Here is a 17,902-nt window from a genome sequence, read left to right as displayed (position 1 = left end):
GAGCGAGTTCGGCCGCTTGCGGCCGCTGCTCGAGCGCAGAGGGTGACCGCCCGACACCTCCTCCCCGGTAACGCGCGAAGAACCTTTTTTATGGCTTCGATGTCATCGGCGGTTGCTCGACCTTGGCCGGCGCATCGCCCTGCGTGCAAACGTGGGCCTGCATGGGCCCCTCGATCATGGCAGTAGCGCCGAAACGGACGCGGACACGCGCCGAGGTGAAGCAGCGGCTCCGATCGTAAACCTCACCACTTATCCAGCGCAGGGTGGTCACCGCCTCTGCGCCTGGCGCAACCCGCACCGGCAACACGATGGGACCGGGATGCATGCCGGGAGGTGCGTTGCGTAGGGTCGGTTGCTCGGCGCCCGAGGCATCCAGGAACACGACGGTCGGCAGGCCGGGAAGCAGGCAAGGCGTGTGGCCCGTGTTGCGCACGATCAGCCGCGTGCCGCCGTGTGACATACCGTTGAATTCGCCGTCGCCCGCGTCGGTGCGCACGGCGAGGTCTTCGGCGTGGCAGGCGGTGGGTGGAGGGGCAGAAGCGCCGGTGGCGGCGAGTCCCTTGGTAGCGATGAGCGTAGCGAGTGCGAGGGAAGCGATCATGACGGGTCTCCTTGATGCCTCGTTTCTAGAGGCTACCGGTTGAACGGACGTGCAACAGGGCGGAGGCACCTTCCCCAACAAGCATCTTTCCATCGAGATATAAAGATATATACAATGGCAGCGACCCTCCTGGATGCCGACCATGCCTGCGATCAGCTTCGAATTCTTCCCGCCCAAGACCGAAGAGCAGCGCGTCCAGCTCGATGCCGCGGTGAGCCGACTGAAGAAGAGCGAGCCGGACTACGTCTCGGTGACCTTCGGTGCCGGCGGCTCGACCCTCAGCTACACGGATAAGACCGTGAAACAGCTGCGCCAGGAGCACGGGCTGTCGGTGGCCCCGCACCTGTCTTGCATGGGCGGCACGCGAGCCGAGATTGGCGAACTGCTCGACACGTACAAGGCCTCGGGCTGCCGGCGCATCGTCGCCCTGCGCGGCGACCTTCCCTCAGGCATGGCCACGCCAGGCGATTTCCGCTACGCGGCGGAGCTGGTCGCCTTCATCCGCGAGCACAGCGGCGATCACTTCCACATCGAGGTGGCGGCCTATCCCGAGACGCACCCGCAGGCGGAGAATGCCCTGGCCGACCTGCGCCATTTCCGGAACAAGGTGGACGCGGGCGCGGATGGCGCGATCACCCAGTATTTCTTCAATGCCGACGCATACTTCCGCTTCGTGGAAGACGTGACCCGCCTCGGCGTGAGTATCCCCATCGTGCCCGGCATCATGCCGATCGCCAATTTCAGCCAGCTGCGCCGTTTTTCGGAGCAGTGCGGCGCGGAGATTCCGCGGTGGATCGTCAAGCGCATGCAGGCCCATGGCGACGACGCGGCAGCGGTACGTGAACTGGCGGCAGACGTGGTCGCCGAACTGTGCCGCCGATTGATCGACGGCGGCGCACCGGGCCTGCACTTCTACACGATCAATCGCGCACGCGCGACGACGGCGGTGCTCGACCGGTTATAGAGGCGTCGTCTTCTATACTTCGGCCCGTTCACCGACCCACCAGGAATTCCTGCATGCGTGCCTGCGTCATGTTCGCCACCGAGGCCTATGCGCTGCCGATCCTGCGCCCCCTGGCAGCGGCTGCCATGGCGCGGGGTATCGCGGTGCGCTGGCTGACGACCGATGCCGTGGCGGCGCGGCTGGGCAACGACGAAGTGCGCCTGCGCCAGCTGTCCGAAGCACGCGCCTTCGCGCCGGATGCGACGTTCTGCGCTGCGAACTGGGCGCCACCCGGCATCCCGGGGCTCAAGGTGCAGGTGTTTCACGGCTTCAACGCGAACAAGCGTGAGCCGGACCGCGGCCACTTCGCCATCCGCGGTTTTTTCGATCTGTACACCACGCAGGGGCCCGCGACGACGTTGCCCTTCCAGGCGCTGGCGGCGCAGCACGGTCATTTTGCCGTGGTCGAGACGGGCTGGCCCAAGCTCGATCCCCTGTTCGGCCCCGAGCCCAGCCCACTGATGGCACGCGATGGTCGACCGGTGGTGATGTTCGCCTCCACTTTCAGTCATCGCCTCAGTTGCGCACCGGCGATGCAGGAGACGTTGCGTTCGCTGATCGCCCGTGGCGACCGCCAGTGGCTGCTGACACTGCACCCGAAATCCGAGCCGGAACTCATCCAGGCCTATCGCGCGCTGGAGGCGCCCAATGCGCGCTACCTGGATGCCGAGCGCCTGATCGACATGGAACGCGCCGCGGACGTGCTGGTCTGCGACACCTCGTCGGTGATCCACGAATTCGCGGTGCAGGACAAACCGGTGGTCACCGTGGCGAACCGGCGGCCCGAGCCGTTCATGCTGGACGTGGCGACGCCGGCCGACGTGGATGCGGCCATCGACGTGGCGTTGTCGCACCCGGCAGCGTTGATGGCGGCGCTCAAGGCCCACGGCGACGACATCCACCCCTACCGCGACGGGCGTTCGAGCGAGCGTGTGCTCGATGCGACCGACGCCATGCTCGCTACCGGCGCGGCGCGGCTCGGGCGCAAACCGCTCAATCCCGTGCGTCGCTATAAGGCCTGGCGCGATCGCGCGGCCCTGTTCGCCCGGTAATGGTCAGGGCTTGAAGCCCTTCTGCAGCAGGTATTGCTTCACGTACTTGCGTCGGACGTATTCCACGCGCAGCAGGGCATAGATCAGCCCGCGCCAGCCGTCGAGGAAGCCGCCACGGAAGACATAGCCCTTGAGGAAACGGAACGCGGGACTGAGCACGATCTGCGCCAGGCCCGTGCGCTTGCGCTTGGCGAAGGCCTCTTCGGCCATGAGATGCGCGTAGCGTTCCTGCTTGGCCAGCATGGCTGAGAGCGAACGGTAGGGATCGTGGTCGAGCCAGCCGTCGATGGCATCCGTGCGGCCTTTGACCACGACGGACTCGTGGATCTCCCGGGCACCGTGCCAGCCCGCGGTGCGCCGGTCGAACAGGCGCACGACACGATCGGAGCCCGCGTTGCCGTGCTTCATCACCTTGCCGAGGAAGCGGTTGCGCCGGACGATGCGGAACGCGGCGGTGTCGCCGGTGCCCTTGGCGAAGCGGGCCAGGATCGCCGCACGAAGACTGGGGTCCACCCATTCGTCCGCGTCCAGGCAAAGCACCCAGTCGTTCCGCGCGGCCGCCACGGCAAAATCCTTCTGCGTACGGAAGCCGTCGAACGGGCGGTGGATCACGCGCGCGCCCGCCGCTTCGGCCAGCGCGACGGTCGCGTCCAGCGAGCCGCCGTCCACGACGACCACGTCGTCGCAGAAGTCGGCGGAGGCGAGGCAGGCGACGATACGGTCGGCTTCGTTCTGCGCGATGACGCACAGGGAGATCGGCAAGCGCGACGTGTCGGCGGGGGTCGGGGCCATGAAGGTGTGGGCCGCTGCGTGGTGGGATGTGCCACTTTACCAGAGCCCCCCTACCGGACCGGTCGCGCTTCTCGCCCTCCGTTGCCGTCCGTCACCGTCCGTGGAGGCGTCGTGGGAGACGATGGTCACCCCCTTCCTCGCATGCCTCCCGTGAACCGTCAGCGCCTCCTTCCCATCCTCTGCACCCTGCTTGCGATCGCCGTACCTGCCGCCGCGCAGACGGCCATCCATCGTTGTGTGGGGACGGACGGGCGCCCGGCCTTTACCGACCAGCCCTGCGCGACCATCGGTGCCACCCCGGTCCTGCCGCCCGCGGCCACGTCGGCCCGTCCCGGCGGAGCCGCCGCCGATGGCGCCACGGCGGGGCTGCTCTGCGCCAAGAGCCTGGCGGACCTGCGCACCGGCATCGCCCAGGGCTTCGCCCTGAAAAGCGCCAACCGCATCGGCGGGCTGGTGTTGTGGAATGCCTCCGGGCAAAGCGCGACCGAGGGCATGCGCAGCATCGAGGCGCTCATCCGTCAGCCGCTGGTGTCGCTGGACGGCGACGAGGCGGTGGGCATCGACGTGGCGACCTCCGTACCCGGCGGCGGGCTCGCCACACGGCATGCGCACTTCGACGTGGTCCGCGACTCGGGTTGCCTGTGGCTGCGCCCGCGGCCCTGAGTCTTCCACCGATGCCCTGACGCAACGCGCCATGTGCCGCCGGCTGGCACCCGTTATCATGGGCGGTCCCCTCCGGAGCGCTCACATGTCGCAGAATTACCCCGAATGGATCTGGCAGAACGGGCAGATCAAGCCCTGGCGCGATGCCACCGTCCACGTCATGGCCCACGCGCTGCATTACGGCTCGTCGGTCTTCGAAGGCATCCGCAGCTATAAGACGCCCGACGGCGCGGCGATCTTCCGCCTTACCGACCACCTCAAGCGCTTGTACCTGTCCGCGAAGATCTACGACATCGAGATTCCGTATTCGATTGAGGAGCTTGCGGCCGCGTGCCGTGAGGTAGTCAAGAAGAACGACCTGCAGGCGGCCTACCTGCGCCCGGTCGCGTTCCGCGGCCTGGGCGGTTTCGGCCTCTCCGCCGACTGCCCGACCGATGTGGCCGTCGCCACCTGGCCCATGGGTCCCTACCTCGGGCCCGAGGCGCTGGAGAACGGCATCGAAGCCTGCGTCTCCAGCTGGCAGCGGTTCGCGCCCAACACCATCCCGGCCGGCGCCAAGGCGGGCGGCAACTACCTGTCCGGCCAGCTGATCGCCCGGGAAGCGCGCCGCCTCGGCTTCGGCGAGGGCATCGCACTGGCCTCCACCGGCCTGCTGAGCGAAGGCGCCGGCGAGAACCTGTTCCTGGTCTTCGACGGCGCGCTGCACACCCCTCCGGCCAGTGCGTCGATCCTCACGGGCATCACGCGCCACACGCTGATGACGCTTGCCCGCGAGGAAGGCCTCGAGGTGATCGAGCGCGACCTGCCGCGCGAGTACCTCTACCTGGCCGACGAGATCCTGATGTGCGGCACGGCGGCGGAAGTCACGCCCATCCGCTCGGTCGACGGCAAGCAGATCGGCACCGGCAAGGCCGGCCCGATCACGCGCCGCCTGCAGGAACTGTTCTTCGGCCTGTTCAGTGGCAAGACGACCGACCGCTGGGGCTGGCTCGAACCGTTGTGATAAAACATCGCGCGCAGGGGTGTGCCCTGCGCGCGATGTTCCGCATTCCACAGGGGGAAAACACATGAAGGTCCAACAGGTCGCCGTCTGGGCGATAGCCGCCGCGTGCGCCGTCAGCGGTTGCGCCAGCGTGCACAAGGCCGGCCAGGACGCCGACGCGCGGGCGAAGCGTTTCGCACCGGTGCCGGACAAGGCCGTGGTCTACATCTACCGCAACGAGATCCTCGGCACCGCGATCAAGCTTCCGGTACTCGTCGATGGCATCGCCGTGGGCGACACCGGTCCCAACAGCTTCCTTGAAGTTGCCGTTCCCGGCGGCAACCACATCATTACGTCCAAGGGCGAAACGGACTCCACCCTCTCCCTGGCCACTACCGCGGGCCAGGTGTATTACGTCTGGCAGGAGGTGAAGGTCGGCATGTGGGCAGCCAGCTCGCTGCTGCACCGTGTAGACGAAACCAAGGGCCAGAAAGGCGTGCGCGAGAGCAAGCTGCTCGTGACTGAAGCGCCGGCGCTACGGGCTCCCGACGACGCCATGGTCGCCCCGGCCAGTGTTGCACCGGCCCATGCCGACGCTGTCGCAGCCCGCGTGACCGCGCCGCAGCGCGGGGCGGTGCCCTCATCGGCGTCGATGGCCGCGCCAGCCGCGCCAGTGAAGGCCGAGTACGGCCTGGCCGCCATGGACAACCGTATCGGCAAGCCGATGTTCGAAGCGGCGCAGGACGTGGCATCCGCCCACCAGTGCGAGCGGATGCTGCGCGTGCGCAGCGTGGACGGGGACAACGCCCACTTCTTCAGCCGTTGCGACAGTGGCGGTGCACCGATCGAGATCCTGTGCAACGCCACCAGCTGCCACGAAGGCCCCCCTCAGGGGTGAATCAGTTACAGAAGCCGTTCGGGAACGACGACGAGCGATAGGCGTACAGCCAGCTCGTCTTGCCGCCGTCGTTGGCGATGTTCCAGCCGTTGCCGATCGAGCCCATCGCCGTGTTCAGCACCTGCGAACGCTGCAGCACCGGCGTGGTGAAGTACTTGTCCGCATCCGCGTCCACGCGGAACGACAACTCGGCCAGTGCCGGCGTGGCTGCGCCGTCCACGTACCACAACGTGAGCGTGAACTCGGCCACGGACTGGCCCAGATCGGCGGTGGGGCCGTCGTATTCCTGCTGCGTCACGGTAACGCCGGCCACCTTCGACAGCGTGGACGACGACAGCGACGACAACGCGGAAGCGCCGGGGAACTGTTTGATCAGGTCCGCCACCGTGCCGGGCGTGGTCGTCGCATCCTGCTTGGTCGAATGTGCCAGCACGAGGCCGCCGGGCGTGACGTCCGTTTCCAGCTTGGTCTTCTTGTTCTTGCCCGCGCCGGACACGTCCGTGGCGTAGGACAGTTCCTCGTCCGGGTGGCGGAACTTGAACTGGATGTCCAGGTCGTCGCCGGCGCGCGTGCGCACCGAGTAACCCGCCTTCATCAGCGCGCAGCTGTGCGCCGTGTCGTAATAGGCCAGCGTGTCACGGTTGCCCGCGGCGAAGCCGCCGCCGACCGTCTTGTCGAAGCCCAGCGCGCTCAGGCGCGTGGACAGGTTCTGCAGCAGCGTACCGGCCGCGCTGGACGGGTTGCTGGCGAAGCGCGACGCGTCCAGCAGCACTTTGTATTCCTTGCTGTCGACATAGGCCGGGCTATTGGCGTGGCTGGCGAACGAGCCCAGCAGGAGGCTCGCCGAAAGCAGCGAGAGAACCGTACGTTTCATCATGCGCGTAACCCTTATCGGTGGTGGGGAGCGGTGGCGGAACGCATGCCCGGCAAGCTCAGCCGGTACACGAGGATGCGGTTGTCGTTGTCGATGTCCGAATCGCAGCGCTGGCCGTCCATGACACAGTGCCGCGCGATGAAGTCGTTGTCGTTGCCGACCAGCAAGAACCAGTCGTCGGGATGCGCGGGATCGAGTGCGGGCACCAGGTCCATCGCCTCCCATTTCTCCGACAGCTGTGCCTTGCCCGCCTCGTCCGCTTGCATACCGAGGCCGAAACGGGCCAGGTTGGCCGGGTCCAGCAGGTTCACGAACGGCCGCGTGGTGGCCGTATGGATGTCCGTACGCAATACACCGTGCGCATCGATGAGCGGTGTGGCGGCGGTTTCGTACGGCGTACCCGCGAGGTTGGTGGCGCCGTCGGTATCCACCAGCAGGACGCTCTTGAAGACGATGGGCCGCTTGCCCTCGGCGCCGTAGCCACTGCCGTCACGAGCCAGCATGAGGAACCGATGGTCGTCGAGCGCGCGGATCTCGCTCTGCGCCGCGGTGCGGTTCGGGCTGCCGCCGTCACCCCGATCGGTATAGGACGGCAGGCGCACCACGTAGTGCGCGATGGGCGCCGACGGCACCGTGGTGCGGCTCGTGTCATAGACGACGACGCGCGCGAGCGTGCGGCCGGACGCGTCGCCGGGCGCGCTGTCCTGCACCAGGGCACTTTGCAGCACCACGAACAGGCGCGTGCCGTCGGGCGACAGCGCCATGCCTTCCACGCCCTGGTTGTTGCGCCGGCCCGTGGCCGGCGGACGCAGCGAGGTGAAGTCCGGGCGACCGGCGGCATCCCGCGGGCGCACCGCGAGCGGCGGCACCACGATGCCGGTGAGTCGTCCACGCGGGTCGAAGCGATATACGTTGGCCGCGTATTCGTCGCCGACGTAGAAACCGCCATCGGGCGTGAACTGCAACGACTCGGCGTCCAGCGACACCTTGCCGGCCCCCGTCCCCTTCGCCGGTGACGGCAACACGATGCCATGCTCGCTACGGGTACCCTGCCCCGGCTCGGCGCCGGTGAAGGGCCGGCCATCGAAGTCGCGCAGTTCCCGCCCGCCGTCCGGCAGCAAGGTCAGTTGCGGCGTGTCGCCCAGGCGCAGGGTGAGCCTGAAGCGGTGCAGGCGTCCCCGGTAATCGAAGAAAAGCTGGTGCTCGGGGTCGTTGCGCCCGCGATCCGGCAAGGTCCACAACACGCCGGTGTACGTATCGCCCTCCCGTTTCCAGGTGCCCGGCTGGATCGCCAGCGACGAGAACGAGCCCAGCGTGTCACCGAGGAAATCCACCGTGCCCGCAGGCAGCGAGCCCGCGGCCACCAGGCCGTGGTCGACATAGGTGATACCGCCCATGTCGACGCTGCGCGGCAACGGCGTCGCCGCGAGGTCGGGCACACGCAGTTCGAGCGTCTGTGCCGGCAGGCCGCCGAGCGCCAGGCTGGCGACCAGGCCCGCGATGAGCCGACGCATCAGAACCGCACGTCCAGCGTAGCGAACAGCTGGCGCGGTGCCGACGCGTGGAAGACATAGGCGGTACCGTTCGGGTCGCTCGGCACGAAGGCGCTCGAATCCAGGTTGCTGGCGTAACGCTTGTTAGTGAGGTTGGTCACGTTGAGCGTCAGGCGCACGTCCCTGGCCACGGAGAACGCACCGAAGTCATAACCCGCCGACATGTCCCAGGTGGTGAAGCCGCCGAAGCCCTGGTCGTTGGTGTACGTGTAGAAGCGCTCACCGGTGTACTTGCCGCGCAGCGAGGCGAACCAGGGGCCCTGGTTCCAGTCGAGTTGCGTGGCCAGCAGCCGCCCGGGCGTGTCCGTCTGCGTCTTGCCGCGGGTGTGCTGCACCACGCCGGCCTGCGTATAGTCACCGGCATAGGTGGAGCGGTTGTACGACGCGGAGTTGTACCAGCGCAGGTGATCGGTCGGCTGCCACACGAAGGTGGCTTCCACGCCACGGCTGTTCACGCCGCCCACGTTGTAGAAGCGGTTGCCGCAATTGGCGCCGACCGGCTGGCGCGAATCGCACGGGTTGTACTGCAGCAGGCGATTGTCGAAGCGCACGTCGTAGGCCGCCAGCGATGCGGCAAAGCCGTCGCGCTCCAGACGGTAGCCGGCCTCGAGGCTGCGCGACTTCTCCGGCTTCAGGTCGCCCTGGCTGTTCCAGATCGACTGGCTGACCGCCTGCGGACCGAGCTTGAAACCACCCTGGAACATGGCGATGTTCTTGGCGAAGCTGGCGAACACTTCCTGGCCCTCGGCCAGCTTGTAGCGCGCACCGAACTGCGGCAGCAAGGCCTTGCTCGCACTCAGCTTGCCGGTGGCGAACTGGTTGTTGGAGGTCGGGCTGATCGGTGTCCTGGCCACGCCCGGCAGCGCTTGCGCGTCGGAAGTGACATGCGGGCTCTTCACGCCCACGTCGACGGTCAGCGCATCGTCGAGGAAACGCATGGTGTCCTGCAGGAAGGCCTGCCGCGTGTTCCACACGGTGCGCTGGTCGAACACGCCCAGGTTGGGCTGGGTGTCGATCCTGCCGCTGAGGTCGCGCGGGCCGGTGACGTAGCTGCTGTAGCGCGAGGCGCTGGAAATGTTGTGCTCGTACCAGACGCCGCCTTCGAGATGATGGTTGGCGAAGTCCCACGCGGCCGAGAGGATCGCACCCGAGCGGTTGATCGTGTAGAGCGTGTTGCGGAAGATGATCGGCAACTGCTGCGGCGTACCGGGATACGAATAGGTACCGCTGTTCCAGTTGTGGCCTTCGCCGGCGTCCTCGTGATGGTAGACCTGGGCGTGCAGGGTCACCGTGTCGCTGGGGAAGAAATCGCCCGCGAGGTAGTACAGGTTGTCGTCACGCAGGATCTGCCCCGCGGTGAAGGCACCGTCCGCATCCGTGTCCGCGCCGCTGCGGTCGCAGCGCCGCGCATTCAGGGTGCCGGCATTGCAGTACGCCTTGCCGATGGCCCGCTGCCAGTTGGGGGCGTAGCCACCCCAGTCGTAACCCAGCCCGCGCGCCAGCTCGCTCTTGGACAGGTAGAAATAATCCGCCTGCGAGGTACGCGAGGTGTCGGCGAAGGCGGTGAAACGCGCCCAGTCGAAATCCCACACCGCCTTGCCGTTGAACTGCTTGGTGGTAGAACCGTTGTACACGCTCTGGTTGTTCCACAGGTCCGACGTGGTGCGCGCGCCCGACAGGTACATCGAGAAACCGTCGTGCTCGCCGGTATCGAAGCGGGCAAAGGTACGACGGTTGGCGTCGCTGCCGAAGGTCTGGGCCACGCGGCCACCCATCGTCTTCGCCGGGTCGTTGGAGCTGTAGGCGATCGTGCCACCCAGGTTGCTGGTGGAGGGCGTACCGAGGTTGCCGATGCCTTCGGAAAGCTCCGCGCCGGCGAAGTTCTCGGAGATCAGCGCGCGGTTGATCGACAGGCCGTTGTAGTTGTTGTACGCGCTGTCACCCAACGGCATGCCGTCGAGGGTATAGCCCAGGCGCGTGCCGCTGAAGCCGCGCAGGCTCAGCGTCATGGACTGCTCGTTGGTACCCAGCGCGTCGGCGGACTGCGCGTTGACACCCGGCAAGGTGTTGAGCACTTTCTGCAGGCTGGTACCCGGCGGCAACGCCTTCTGGTCGGTGGTCCGCAGGCGCTGCACCTGGCGCGTCTCGCCGCTGCCGATGACGGACACCGTGTCCAGGTCCTGGGCCTTCTCGCGTCCGGCGGTGGCGCCGGTGGTCGCAGGCGGCGGTGTGGTGTCGTTATCCGTGGCGTACGCGGAGGAGGCGAGGGCCATGCCCAGGGCAACGGCCAAAGCGGAATACTTGAACAAGGGGGCGTCCTTACATGCTCGGGCGCCGCGGCATGTGCCTCCCCTGAGGACCGCCCTTCTCGCGCCGTTAAGCCCCAGATGGTGCGACAGTAAAATGAAAGCTTGGTGACAGCTATTGTTGCTACGTCAGCGGAAGTCGATGGTCGAGATCGCGCCGGCCATGTCGGGGCGCGGCCGCAGCGACACGTCCCAGTCGTACAGTTCGCACAGGCGACGCACGATCGCCAGGCCCAGGCCGGCACCGCCGCCCGTGGCGCTTTCGCCGCGGATGCCGCGCTGGAACAGCTTTTCGGCGTCTTCCGGCTTAATGCCGGGGCCGGTATCGATCACGTCGACGCGGCCGTCGAGCACGCGCACCGTCACTTTGCCTTCCATCGTGTACTTGATGGCATTGCCGATCAGGTTGGTCAGCGCCACCGACAGTACCGAGGCCGGCGCATTCACCGTGACGCTGCCGTCCGCGATCAGCTCGATCTCGATGGGCTTCATGCCCATCTGGGGGCGCTGGCTCTCGATGACGTCCGCCGACACCTTGGCCACGTCGGTGGTCTCGCCGCGCGTGGGGCCGCGGCGTTCCGCGCGCGACAGCAGCAGCAAGGCCTCGATCAGCTCGGTGGCCTGGCGCGATGCGCGCTCGATGCGCTTGAGCCGCTCGCGCAGCTTGTCGGTCAGGTCCGGTGAGCCCTGCAGCAATTCGGTGGTGCTGGCGATGACCGCCAGCGGCGTGCGCAGCTCGTGGCTGACATCGGAGTTGAACTCGCGATCGCGCTCCACCACGGAGGTCAGCCGCATGGCGTATTCGTCCAGCGCTACGGCCAGCTCGCCCACCTCGTCGTCGGCGAAGTGCGGCGCCAGTGCCTCGGCCTTGCCCACCCGGCGGAAGTCGCGCAGGCGGCGGGCCAGGTCGGTCACCGGGCGAAGCACACGCGACGACAGCCACACGCCCAGCACCAGCGAGAACAGGCCGAACAGGAACACCGCCGCGACCACACTGGTGACCAGCTGACGCTTGCCCAGCTCGTCGCGGGATACGTCGAACTGGATGAAGCTGATGATGCCGTCCTCACGCCGCACGGCCACCTTGTAATGCCGGGGCTTGCCGTCCTTGCCATCCTCGTACACGTCGTGCACGCCCGTCTCCAGCGACTGCCAGTTCAGCGGCGCCTTGTAGAGCGTGCGGTCGCTGAAGGTCGCGCCCTTGATGATGTCGAAAGGCGGGCGCTCGGCCGGGTTGGCGCGGACCTTCGCGTTGATCGAGTCCACCTCGTCCTGCAACGCGGAGTTGATCAGCTGCTCTTCGACGCGGGTGCGGATGTTGACGGCCGCGTACGCGAACAGCGCGCTGAGGCCGAAGCCGAACAGCGCGAAGGTGACGATCAGGCGGAAACGAAGCTTACGTCTGGACCGCATCCGGATCGACCATGCGATAGCCAATACCGTGACGCGTGTGGATCAACGGTTTTTCAAAGGGTTTGTCGATCGCGGCGCGCAGGCCGTGGATGTGCACGCGCAGGGAATCGGAATCGGGGAGTTCCTCGCCCCAGACGCGCTGTTCCAGGTCCTGACGGGTGACCACCGACGGGCTGGCTTCCATCAGGGCCTGCAGCAGCTTGAGGCCGATCGGGTTGAGCTGGATCGACTTGCCCTCGCGGCTGACCGTGAGGGTGTCGAGGTTGTAGGTGAGGCCACCGACCTTGAGGACACGGCTTTGCGGACCCTTGCCCCGGCGCGCAAGCACCTCCAGCCGGGCCGCAAGTTCCTGCAGCGCGAACGGTTTGGTCATGTAGTCGTCCGCGCCGGACTCGAAGCCGGTGAGCTTGTGCTCCAGCGAGTCGCGGGCGGTCAGCATCAGCACGGGCGTCTGCTTGTGCGCCTCGTGGCGCAATTTCTTGGCGACGTCCAGGCCGTCCATGCCCGGCAGGGTGAGATCGAGCACGATGACGTCGAAGTCGTGGACCACGGCAAGGTGCAGGCCCGTGACGCCGTCGCCGGCGAAATCGACGACATGGCCGCGATCCTCGAGGTAATCCCCGATGTTCGTCGCGATGTCGGTGTTGTCTTCAATGACCAGGACGCGCATGCGGCACTCCGTTGGGCGGTCGCTCTTGTGAATCTTGCAAGTATTGCGACAGCAAGCTTAACGGGGAACCCGTGAAGCGGACAGCACTAAAAGAGAGGCCCGGGCGGAAGGACCGCCCGGGCCGAAAGAACTACCGCCCCGATACCGTCATTCCGCCCCGCGGAATCACAGTGGAACCTTTATAGGTCAGCACCGTTTAAATCGCTGTTAATCCCTTGGGCGCCTTGGGCTTGCGTGCCTTCGGCACGGCCGGCCGGGCGGCCAGGCGTTCCTCGCAGTGCGCGATGATGGCGCCGGCCACGTCGACGCCAGTGCTGCCCTCGATACCCTCCAGCCCCGGCGACGCATTGACCTCCAGCAGCAGCGGGCCGCGCGAGGAACGCAGCAGGTCGACGCCCGCCACCTCCAGGCCCAGCGCCGACGCGGCCTCGATCGCCACCCGTCGCTCGTCGTCGGACAGTTCCACCTGGGCGGCGCTGCCGCCACGGTGCAGGTTGGCCCGGAACTCGCCCGGCGCGGACGAGCGCTGCATGGACGCGACCACCTCGTTGCCGACCACGAAACAGCGAAGGTCGCTGCCGTTGGCCTCACGGATGAACTCCTGGACGAGGAAGTTGGCATACAACCCGCGGAACGCCTCGATCACGCTCTGCGAGGCCGATTTCTTCTCCGCCAGCACCACGCCCGCCCCCTGGGTGCCCTCGTTGAGCTTGATGATGTGCGGCGGGTCGCCGAGCATCGCCAGCAGGTCGGAGGTGTCGTCGGGGTTGTCGCCGAAGGCGGTCAGCGGCATGTCGATACCACGGGACGCCAGCAGTTGCAGGCACCGCAGCTTGTCGCGGGCGCGCAGCACCGCGTCCGAGGGGTTGGGCGTGTAGACGCCCATCTGCTCCAGCTGGCGCAGCACCGCGGTGCCGTAGAAGGTGCTGGAGGCACCGATCCGGGGAATGACGCAGTCCACCGGGCCCAGCGGCTTGCCCTTGAAATGGATGGCGAACGATCCCGGCGAGATGCTCATGTAGCAACGCAGGGGGTCGATCACACGCACGGTGTGGCGCCGCTTGCGCGCCGCCTCGACAAGCCGCTGCGTGGAATACAGCCGCGCGTTGCGCGACAGGATGGTCAGCTTCATGGATGGTCCCGGACGACGCGGCGCGGCGTCTGCGAATAGGAGAGCGCGGGATCGACCAGGAAGCGCCCGAAGAGCGCCGTCCGGCCGAGCAAAAGGGGGAAAAGCATGTGCCGGCGATCGGTCAGGTTCACCTCCGCCATGAAGCGGCGACCGGCGAGTTCGATCTCGGTTTCGATGAACCAGCGCGTGGTGCGATGACCGCCTGAATCGGTGACGTTGCGCCGGCCGGTCGCCCTCGCCTCGCAGGGCTCAGACAACCCGCCCTTGCGGGTGGTCCGCGCCTGGAAGCGCAACCATGCGCCATCGGCGCGCTCGTCCACCTCCAGCCACTCGACGTGCAGCGACGAGGTGCGCGCGCCCGTATCGAGCTTGGCCTTGAGGACGGTGACGCCGAGCGACGGAAGTGCGAGCCGTTCGCGCCAGCCAAGGGTGATGACATCAGTCATGGGTCTGGTGCGACGTGTAGGGGACGAAAGGGAATGCGGGAAACCGTCGTGGCCGTCACCAGGGACGGTGCACGATGAGGAAAGCATGCCCAAGCCCGGACCGGCGCGCAACCGGGTTGACGCCGATGGCACCGCGCCACGCCGTCACCCGCATGAAATCGATGTGAAGCCCCGCGCTGCGTTGGGGTCAGGACCACACGGCGTGGCGCTTGTCCACGATCATGTAGACGGACGCGGCGACCCCGACCAACGACACCAGCGCAACATAGTGCGCCGGGCCGATGCCGCCGGCCGCCCTGGCCAGGTAGCCCACGACCAGCGGCGTTACCGCGCCCGCGATCGCATAGGCCACGTTGTAGGACACGGAAATGCCCGAGAAACGGATCGGGGCGGGAAACGCCGCGACCAGCACGGCGGGCACGACGCCCGCCACCCCGGCGAAGGCCCCGGCCAGCGCATACAACGGATACAGGTGGGCGCCACCGGCCTGCAGGTCGAAATACAGCGCGTAGGTGCTTAGCATGAGGCCCACCGATGCGATGAGCATGGCGCGACCGCGGCCCAGCCAGTCCACCAGCAAGCCCCCACCGACACATCCCAGGCAAAGGGTGAACGCGCCGATGCTGCCGCCGGTGAACGCCCGCACGGCATCGACGTGGAACGCCGTCTGCATCAGCGTGGGCGTCATCAGGATGACCACCACGATGGCTGCCGTGAGTACCCAGGTGACGGCCATCGACAGCAGCACGCCCGGCAGATGGTCGCGCACCACTACCCACGCCGGCAGTTCCTCGGACAGCTGCCGACGCTCGCGCATGCGTGCGAACACGGGTGTTTCGCTGAGCCAGCGACGCAGGTAGACGGCGATGAAACCGAACACCCCGCCCAGGATGAAGGCGATGCGCCAGCCATGGTCCATCAGCGCCTCGGGCGACATGTGCGCGTTGAGGTAGGCGGCCAGCAACGAGCCCAGCAGGATGCCGAAGGTGAGGCCCGCGGAAAGGCTGGCCACGGCGAGGCCCTTGCGACGCGAGGGCACGTGCTCCGACACGAAGACCCAGGCGCCGGGTACTTCGCCGCCAATGGCCACGCCCTGCACCACGCGCAGCAAGGTCAGCAATACCGGCGCGAACAGGCCGATGCTGGCGTAGGTGGGCAGTACACCGATCAACAGCGTCGGCACCGCCATCAGGAACACGCTGAGGGTGAACATGCGTTTGCGGCCGACGCGATCGCCGAAGTGCGCCATGACGATGCCGCCCAGCGGGCGGGCAAGGTAGGCCACGGCGAACAGGCTGAAGGCCTGAAGCTGCGCCAGCCAGTCCGAGCCGCCCGGCGGAAAGAACAGGTGGCCGAGGGTCTTCGCGAAGTACACGAAGATCACGAAGTCGTAGAACTCCAGCGCGCCGCCGAGCGCGGAAAGCACCAGCGTTTTCGCATCGCGGCGATCCAGGGGGCGCGCGTCGACGGTGTCATCGGGAAGGGTTGCACTCATGAGCGGTATTCGCCGGATACGAGGGGGAAACGAGTAAAGCTGCGACGAAAGTCGCAGAAGACGGACGTCCAGACGCCTTGCGCCCAATATAGCTGCCATGTCTAGAATGCCGTCAAGCTTTCCAGGGAACCAACGATGCATCCACGCCGATGGCTACTCGCGGCGGCCCCGCTGACGGCGCTGTTCGCCACCGCCTTGCACGCCACCGACTTCACGCTCGCCGATGGCCAGGTAAAAGGCACACTCAAGACCCGCATCGTGGCAGGTGCCGGCGTGCGCCTGAACGATCCGTCGAAGCACCTGATCGGCAAGGGCTTCCGATCCGACGGCAAGCCCAAGGGCGGCGATGGCGCCGACACCGCCGATGACGGCAACCTCAACTACGGCAAGAACGATGTCTATGCCAGCCTGTTCAAGGTCACCAGCGCACTGGACCTGAAGTACGAGAACATCGGCCTCGCCGCCAGCGCGCGTGCCTGGTACGACCCCACGCTCGAACACCACGACGTGCCGCAGGGCAGCGGCGCCAGCGCATTCGCCGCCGACCGGCCGCTGGACGATCACGGCTTGTCCCGGTCCAATCGTTTCTCCGGCTTCATGTGGCTCAACGCCTATGTGTACGGCCACTTCGCGCTGGACGACCAAGCGGCGCTCGACCTGCGACTGGGCAAGCAGACGGTGAAATGGGGCGAAGGCCTGTTCATGCAGGGCGTGAACCAGGTGAACCCCACCGACTACACCACGCTGCACCGGCCCGGGACGGATCCGGCCACCGAGGCGCAACTGCCGGTCGAGATGCTCTGGGGCAAGCTGACCTTCGATCCGCACTGGAGTGTGGAAGCGTTCTACCAGTGGAAGTGGCGCCCCGCTGAACTGGACCCCTGCGGCACGTTCTTCTCCGGCACCGACCTGGGCGTGGACCCGGGCTGCGGCGGTATCGAGAGCAACGCCTATTACCCGATCAACGCCTATAGCCCGGGTGCCGGGCGGTGGCTTAGCGACGGCTACCAGTATGCGGTCGGTGGCGTGCTGCCCCGCGCGGACACACGCGATGGCAGTGACCACGGCCAGTACGGCGCCACCCTGCGCTACACCTTCGATCGCCCGGCAACCAACCTGGCCGTGTACTACATGCGTTACAACTCGCGCCTGCCGATCCTCGACGCCACGACGATCGATCCCGCGCAGCAGAACAACGCCGTCGTGCCCCTGCTGCTGGCGGCCGGCGCGCCATTGGCGGACGCCCAGCTGTCCGCACGGCTTTCTTCCATCCACGTCTTGTGGGATTACCCCGACGACATCCGTCTCTGGGGCGTTTCCGCCAGCACACGCGTGGGCGCCTGGAAGATCGCGGGCGAGGCCAGCTACACGCAGGACCTGCCGGTGCAGATCAATACCGCCGACATGTTCGCCGCGCTGACGCGCAGCGGTGGCCCCATCGGGGCTCGCAACCCACGCCTGCCGCCGGGCGGCGTGCTCGCAGGCTCCGACCGCCACGACCGCACGCAGTTGCTGTTGAACACCACGCGGGCCTTCACCGGAGTGCTGGGCGCGGCCAGCGGCAGCTTTGCCGCCGAGCTGGCCTACAGCCATACCGACCTGCCCAGCCTGACCGACGTGCGCTACGGGCGCGGCTTCCACTGGGGCTTTTCCAGCGAGGGCTACGGCGGCGCCTGTACCGCCATCCAGAACCCCGCGGGCTGCCACGACGGCGGCTATTACACTCGGTCTGCCTGGGGCTATCGACTAAAGACCGCGCTGGCCTATCCCGTGGCGCACGGCTGGGTGGTGTCGCCCAGCCTGGGCATCGGCCAGGACGTGCATGGTTATTCGGTGGACGGCCAATTGGTGGGCGGCCGCAGGCAGGTCACCCTGGGGGTGGGCGCGACCCTGGACACCACCTGGTTCGCCAACCTTACCTACACGAACTATCTCGGGCATCCCACGTACGACACGCTGGCCGACCACGACTTCGCGACGCTGTCGATCGGTGCGACGTTCTGACCCGGACGTGGGGTGGGC

16 protein-coding genes are annotated in these 17,902 nt (G+C 67.1%); 6 read left to right on the top strand and 10 right to left on the bottom strand.

Translation table 11 applies throughout. From position 1 onward, the window contains the following. Nucleotides 1-88 precede the first annotated feature (88 nt). Nucleotides 89-601 carry a DUF4232 domain-containing protein gene (locus QRN34_RS13985; protein WP_285405291.1) on the bottom strand — a complete coding sequence of 171 codons (513 nt, stop codon included), beginning with the start codon at nucleotides 599-601 and terminating at the stop codon, nucleotides 89-91. 142 nt (nucleotides 602-743) lie between these two features. Here QRN34_RS13985 and metF point away from each other — a divergent pair, with 142 nt between their 5' ends. Further along, nucleotides 744-1,565, top strand: coding sequence for a methylenetetrahydrofolate reductase [NAD(P)H] (metF, locus tag QRN34_RS13980; RefSeq protein ID WP_285405289.1), 822 nt, complete (start codon nucleotides 744-746; stop codon nucleotides 1,563-1,565). Nucleotides 1,566-1,618: 53 nt separating this feature from the next. Continuing rightward, the gene (locus QRN34_RS13975; protein WP_285405287.1) at nucleotides 1,619-2,656 is read left to right on the top strand and encodes a CDP-glycerol glycerophosphotransferase family protein; all 1,038 of its coding nucleotides are present in this window, start codon (nucleotides 1,619-1,621) and stop codon (nucleotides 2,654-2,656) included. A 3-nt stretch (nucleotides 2,657-2,659) separates the two neighbouring features. Here the strand turns inward: QRN34_RS13975 and QRN34_RS13970 are convergent, their stop codons facing one another. Further along, complete coding sequence (locus QRN34_RS13970) at nucleotides 2,660-3,448, bottom strand: glycosyltransferase family 2 protein (protein WP_285405285.1); 789 nt, start codon at nucleotides 3,446-3,448, stop codon at nucleotides 2,660-2,662. Nucleotides 3,449-3,598: 150 nt separating this feature from the next. On the opposite strand from QRN34_RS13970, the gene QRN34_RS13965 reads away from it, so the two are divergent. From QRN34_RS13965 to QRN34_RS13955, 3 genes are all read left to right on the top strand, one after another. Further along, complete coding sequence (locus QRN34_RS13965) at nucleotides 3,599-4,111, top strand: DUF4124 domain-containing protein (RefSeq protein ID WP_285405283.1); 513 nt, start codon at nucleotides 3,599-3,601, stop codon at nucleotides 4,109-4,111. Between the two features lie 85 nt (nucleotides 4,112-4,196). Further along, nucleotides 4,197-5,114 (top strand): branched-chain amino acid transaminase, encoded by a 918-nt coding sequence (locus QRN34_RS13960; protein WP_036137753.1) that lies wholly within the window; start codon nucleotides 4,197-4,199, stop codon nucleotides 5,112-5,114. A gap of 64 nt (nucleotides 5,115-5,178) precedes the next feature. Continuing rightward, nucleotides 5,179-5,991, top strand: coding sequence for a DUF2846 domain-containing protein (locus tag QRN34_RS13955; protein ID WP_285405281.1), 813 nt, complete (start codon nucleotides 5,179-5,181; stop codon nucleotides 5,989-5,991). A gap of 1 nt (nucleotide 5,992) precedes the next feature. Here QRN34_RS13955 and QRN34_RS13950 read toward each other — a convergent pair whose 3' ends face one another. From QRN34_RS13950 to QRN34_RS13915, 8 genes are all read right to left on the bottom strand, one after another. After that, on the bottom strand, nucleotides 5,993-6,868 hold the full coding sequence (locus QRN34_RS13950) for a hypothetical protein (RefSeq protein WP_285405279.1): 876 nt from the start codon (nucleotides 6,866-6,868) through the stop codon (nucleotides 5,993-5,995). A gap of 11 nt (nucleotides 6,869-6,879) precedes the next feature. Next, nucleotides 6,880-8,379: an esterase-like activity of phytase family protein gene (locus QRN34_RS13945; RefSeq protein ID WP_285405277.1), complete on the bottom strand. Its 1,500-nt coding sequence runs from the start codon at nucleotides 8,377-8,379 to the stop codon at nucleotides 6,880-6,882. Further along, nucleotides 8,379-10,691, bottom strand: a complete 2,313-nt coding sequence (locus QRN34_RS13940) for a TonB-dependent receptor (RefSeq protein ID WP_285405303.1) — start codon at nucleotides 10,689-10,691, stop codon at nucleotides 8,379-8,381. The genes QRN34_RS13945 and QRN34_RS13940 overlap by 1 nt, the downstream gene beginning before the upstream one ends. 162 nt (nucleotides 10,692-10,853) lie before the next feature. Then, nucleotides 10,854-12,137, bottom strand: a complete 1,284-nt coding sequence (locus tag QRN34_RS13935; protein ID WP_036137760.1) for a HAMP domain-containing sensor histidine kinase — start codon at nucleotides 12,135-12,137, stop codon at nucleotides 10,854-10,856. Then, nucleotides 12,121-12,807, bottom strand: coding sequence for a response regulator transcription factor (locus QRN34_RS13930; protein WP_036110317.1), 687 nt, complete (start codon nucleotides 12,805-12,807; stop codon nucleotides 12,121-12,123). Before QRN34_RS13930 ends, QRN34_RS13935 begins: the two co-directional genes overlap by 17 nt. Before the next feature lie 196 nt (nucleotides 12,808-13,003). After that, entirely contained in the window at nucleotides 13,004-13,939 is a 936-nt protein-coding gene (gene rimK / locus QRN34_RS13925; protein WP_285405273.1) for a 30S ribosomal protein S6--L-glutamate ligase, read from the bottom strand. After that, on the bottom strand, nucleotides 13,936-14,385 hold the full coding sequence (locus tag QRN34_RS13920) for a RimK/LysX family protein (protein ID WP_285405271.1): 450 nt from the start codon (nucleotides 14,383-14,385) through the stop codon (nucleotides 13,936-13,938). The genes rimK and QRN34_RS13920 overlap by 4 nt, the downstream gene beginning before the upstream one ends. Nucleotides 14,386-14,572: 187 nt before the next feature. Next, complete coding sequence (locus tag QRN34_RS13915) at nucleotides 14,573-15,880, bottom strand: MFS transporter (RefSeq protein ID WP_285405269.1); 1,308 nt, start codon at nucleotides 15,878-15,880, stop codon at nucleotides 14,573-14,575. A 135-nt stretch (nucleotides 15,881-16,015) separates the two neighbouring features. Here QRN34_RS13915 and QRN34_RS13910 point away from each other — a divergent pair, with 135 nt between their 5' ends. Then, nucleotides 16,016-17,884, top strand: coding sequence for a DUF1302 domain-containing protein (locus QRN34_RS13910; RefSeq protein ID WP_285405267.1), 1,869 nt, complete (start codon nucleotides 16,016-16,018; stop codon nucleotides 17,882-17,884). Nucleotides 17,885-17,902: the final 18 nt, after the last annotated feature.

The organism is Luteibacter sp. ME-Dv--P-043b, from assembly GCF_030209605.1.
Lineage (GTDB): Bacteria > Pseudomonadota > Gammaproteobacteria > Xanthomonadales > Rhodanobacteraceae > Luteibacter.
The sequence above is the reverse complement of the archived record's forward strand: the minus strand, read 5'-3'. Positions and strand labels throughout refer to the sequence as shown.

Coding starts and splice junctions, on each gene's coding strand:
- QRN34_RS13970 (WP_285405285.1), bottom strand. CDS start 3,448: ATGGCCCCGACCCCCGCCGACACGTCGCGCTTGCCGATCTCCCTGTGC.
- rimK (WP_285405273.1), bottom strand. CDS start 13,939: ATGAAGCTGACCATCCTGTCGCGCAACGCGCGGCTGTATTCCACGCAG.
- QRN34_RS13950 (WP_285405279.1), bottom strand. CDS start 6,868: ATGATGAAACGTACGGTTCTCTCGCTGCTTTCGGCGAGCCTCCTGCTG.
- metF (WP_285405289.1), top strand. CDS start 744: ATGCCTGCGATCAGCTTCGAATTCTTCCCGCCCAAGACCGAAGAGCAG.
- QRN34_RS13930 (WP_036110317.1), bottom strand. CDS start 12,807: ATGCGCGTCCTGGTCATTGAAGACAACACCGACATCGCGACGAACATC.
- QRN34_RS13945 (WP_285405277.1), bottom strand. CDS start 8,379: ATGCGTCGGCTCATCGCGGGCCTGGTCGCCAGCCTGGCGCTCGGCGGC.
- QRN34_RS13915 (WP_285405269.1), bottom strand. CDS start 15,880: ATGAGTGCAACCCTTCCCGATGACACCGTCGACGCGCGCCCCCTGGAT.
- QRN34_RS13975 (WP_285405287.1), top strand. CDS start 1,619: ATGCGTGCCTGCGTCATGTTCGCCACCGAGGCCTATGCGCTGCCGATC.
- QRN34_RS13960 (WP_036137753.1), top strand. CDS start 4,197: ATGTCGCAGAATTACCCCGAATGGATCTGGCAGAACGGGCAGATCAAG.
- QRN34_RS13935 (WP_036137760.1), bottom strand. CDS start 12,137: ATGCGGTCCAGACGTAAGCTTCGTTTCCGCCTGATCGTCACCTTCGCG.
- QRN34_RS13955 (WP_285405281.1), top strand. CDS start 5,179: ATGAAGGTCCAACAGGTCGCCGTCTGGGCGATAGCCGCCGCGTGCGCC.
- QRN34_RS13940 (WP_285405303.1), bottom strand. CDS start 10,691: ATGGCCCTCGCCTCCTCCGCGTACGCCACGGATAACGACACCACACCG.
- QRN34_RS13985 (WP_285405291.1), bottom strand. CDS start 601: ATGATCGCTTCCCTCGCACTCGCTACGCTCATCGCTACCAAGGGACTC.
- QRN34_RS13920 (WP_285405271.1), bottom strand. CDS start 14,385: ATGACTGATGTCATCACCCTTGGCTGGCGCGAACGGCTCGCACTTCCG.
- QRN34_RS13910 (WP_285405267.1), top strand. CDS start 16,016: ATGCATCCACGCCGATGGCTACTCGCGGCGGCCCCGCTGACGGCGCTG.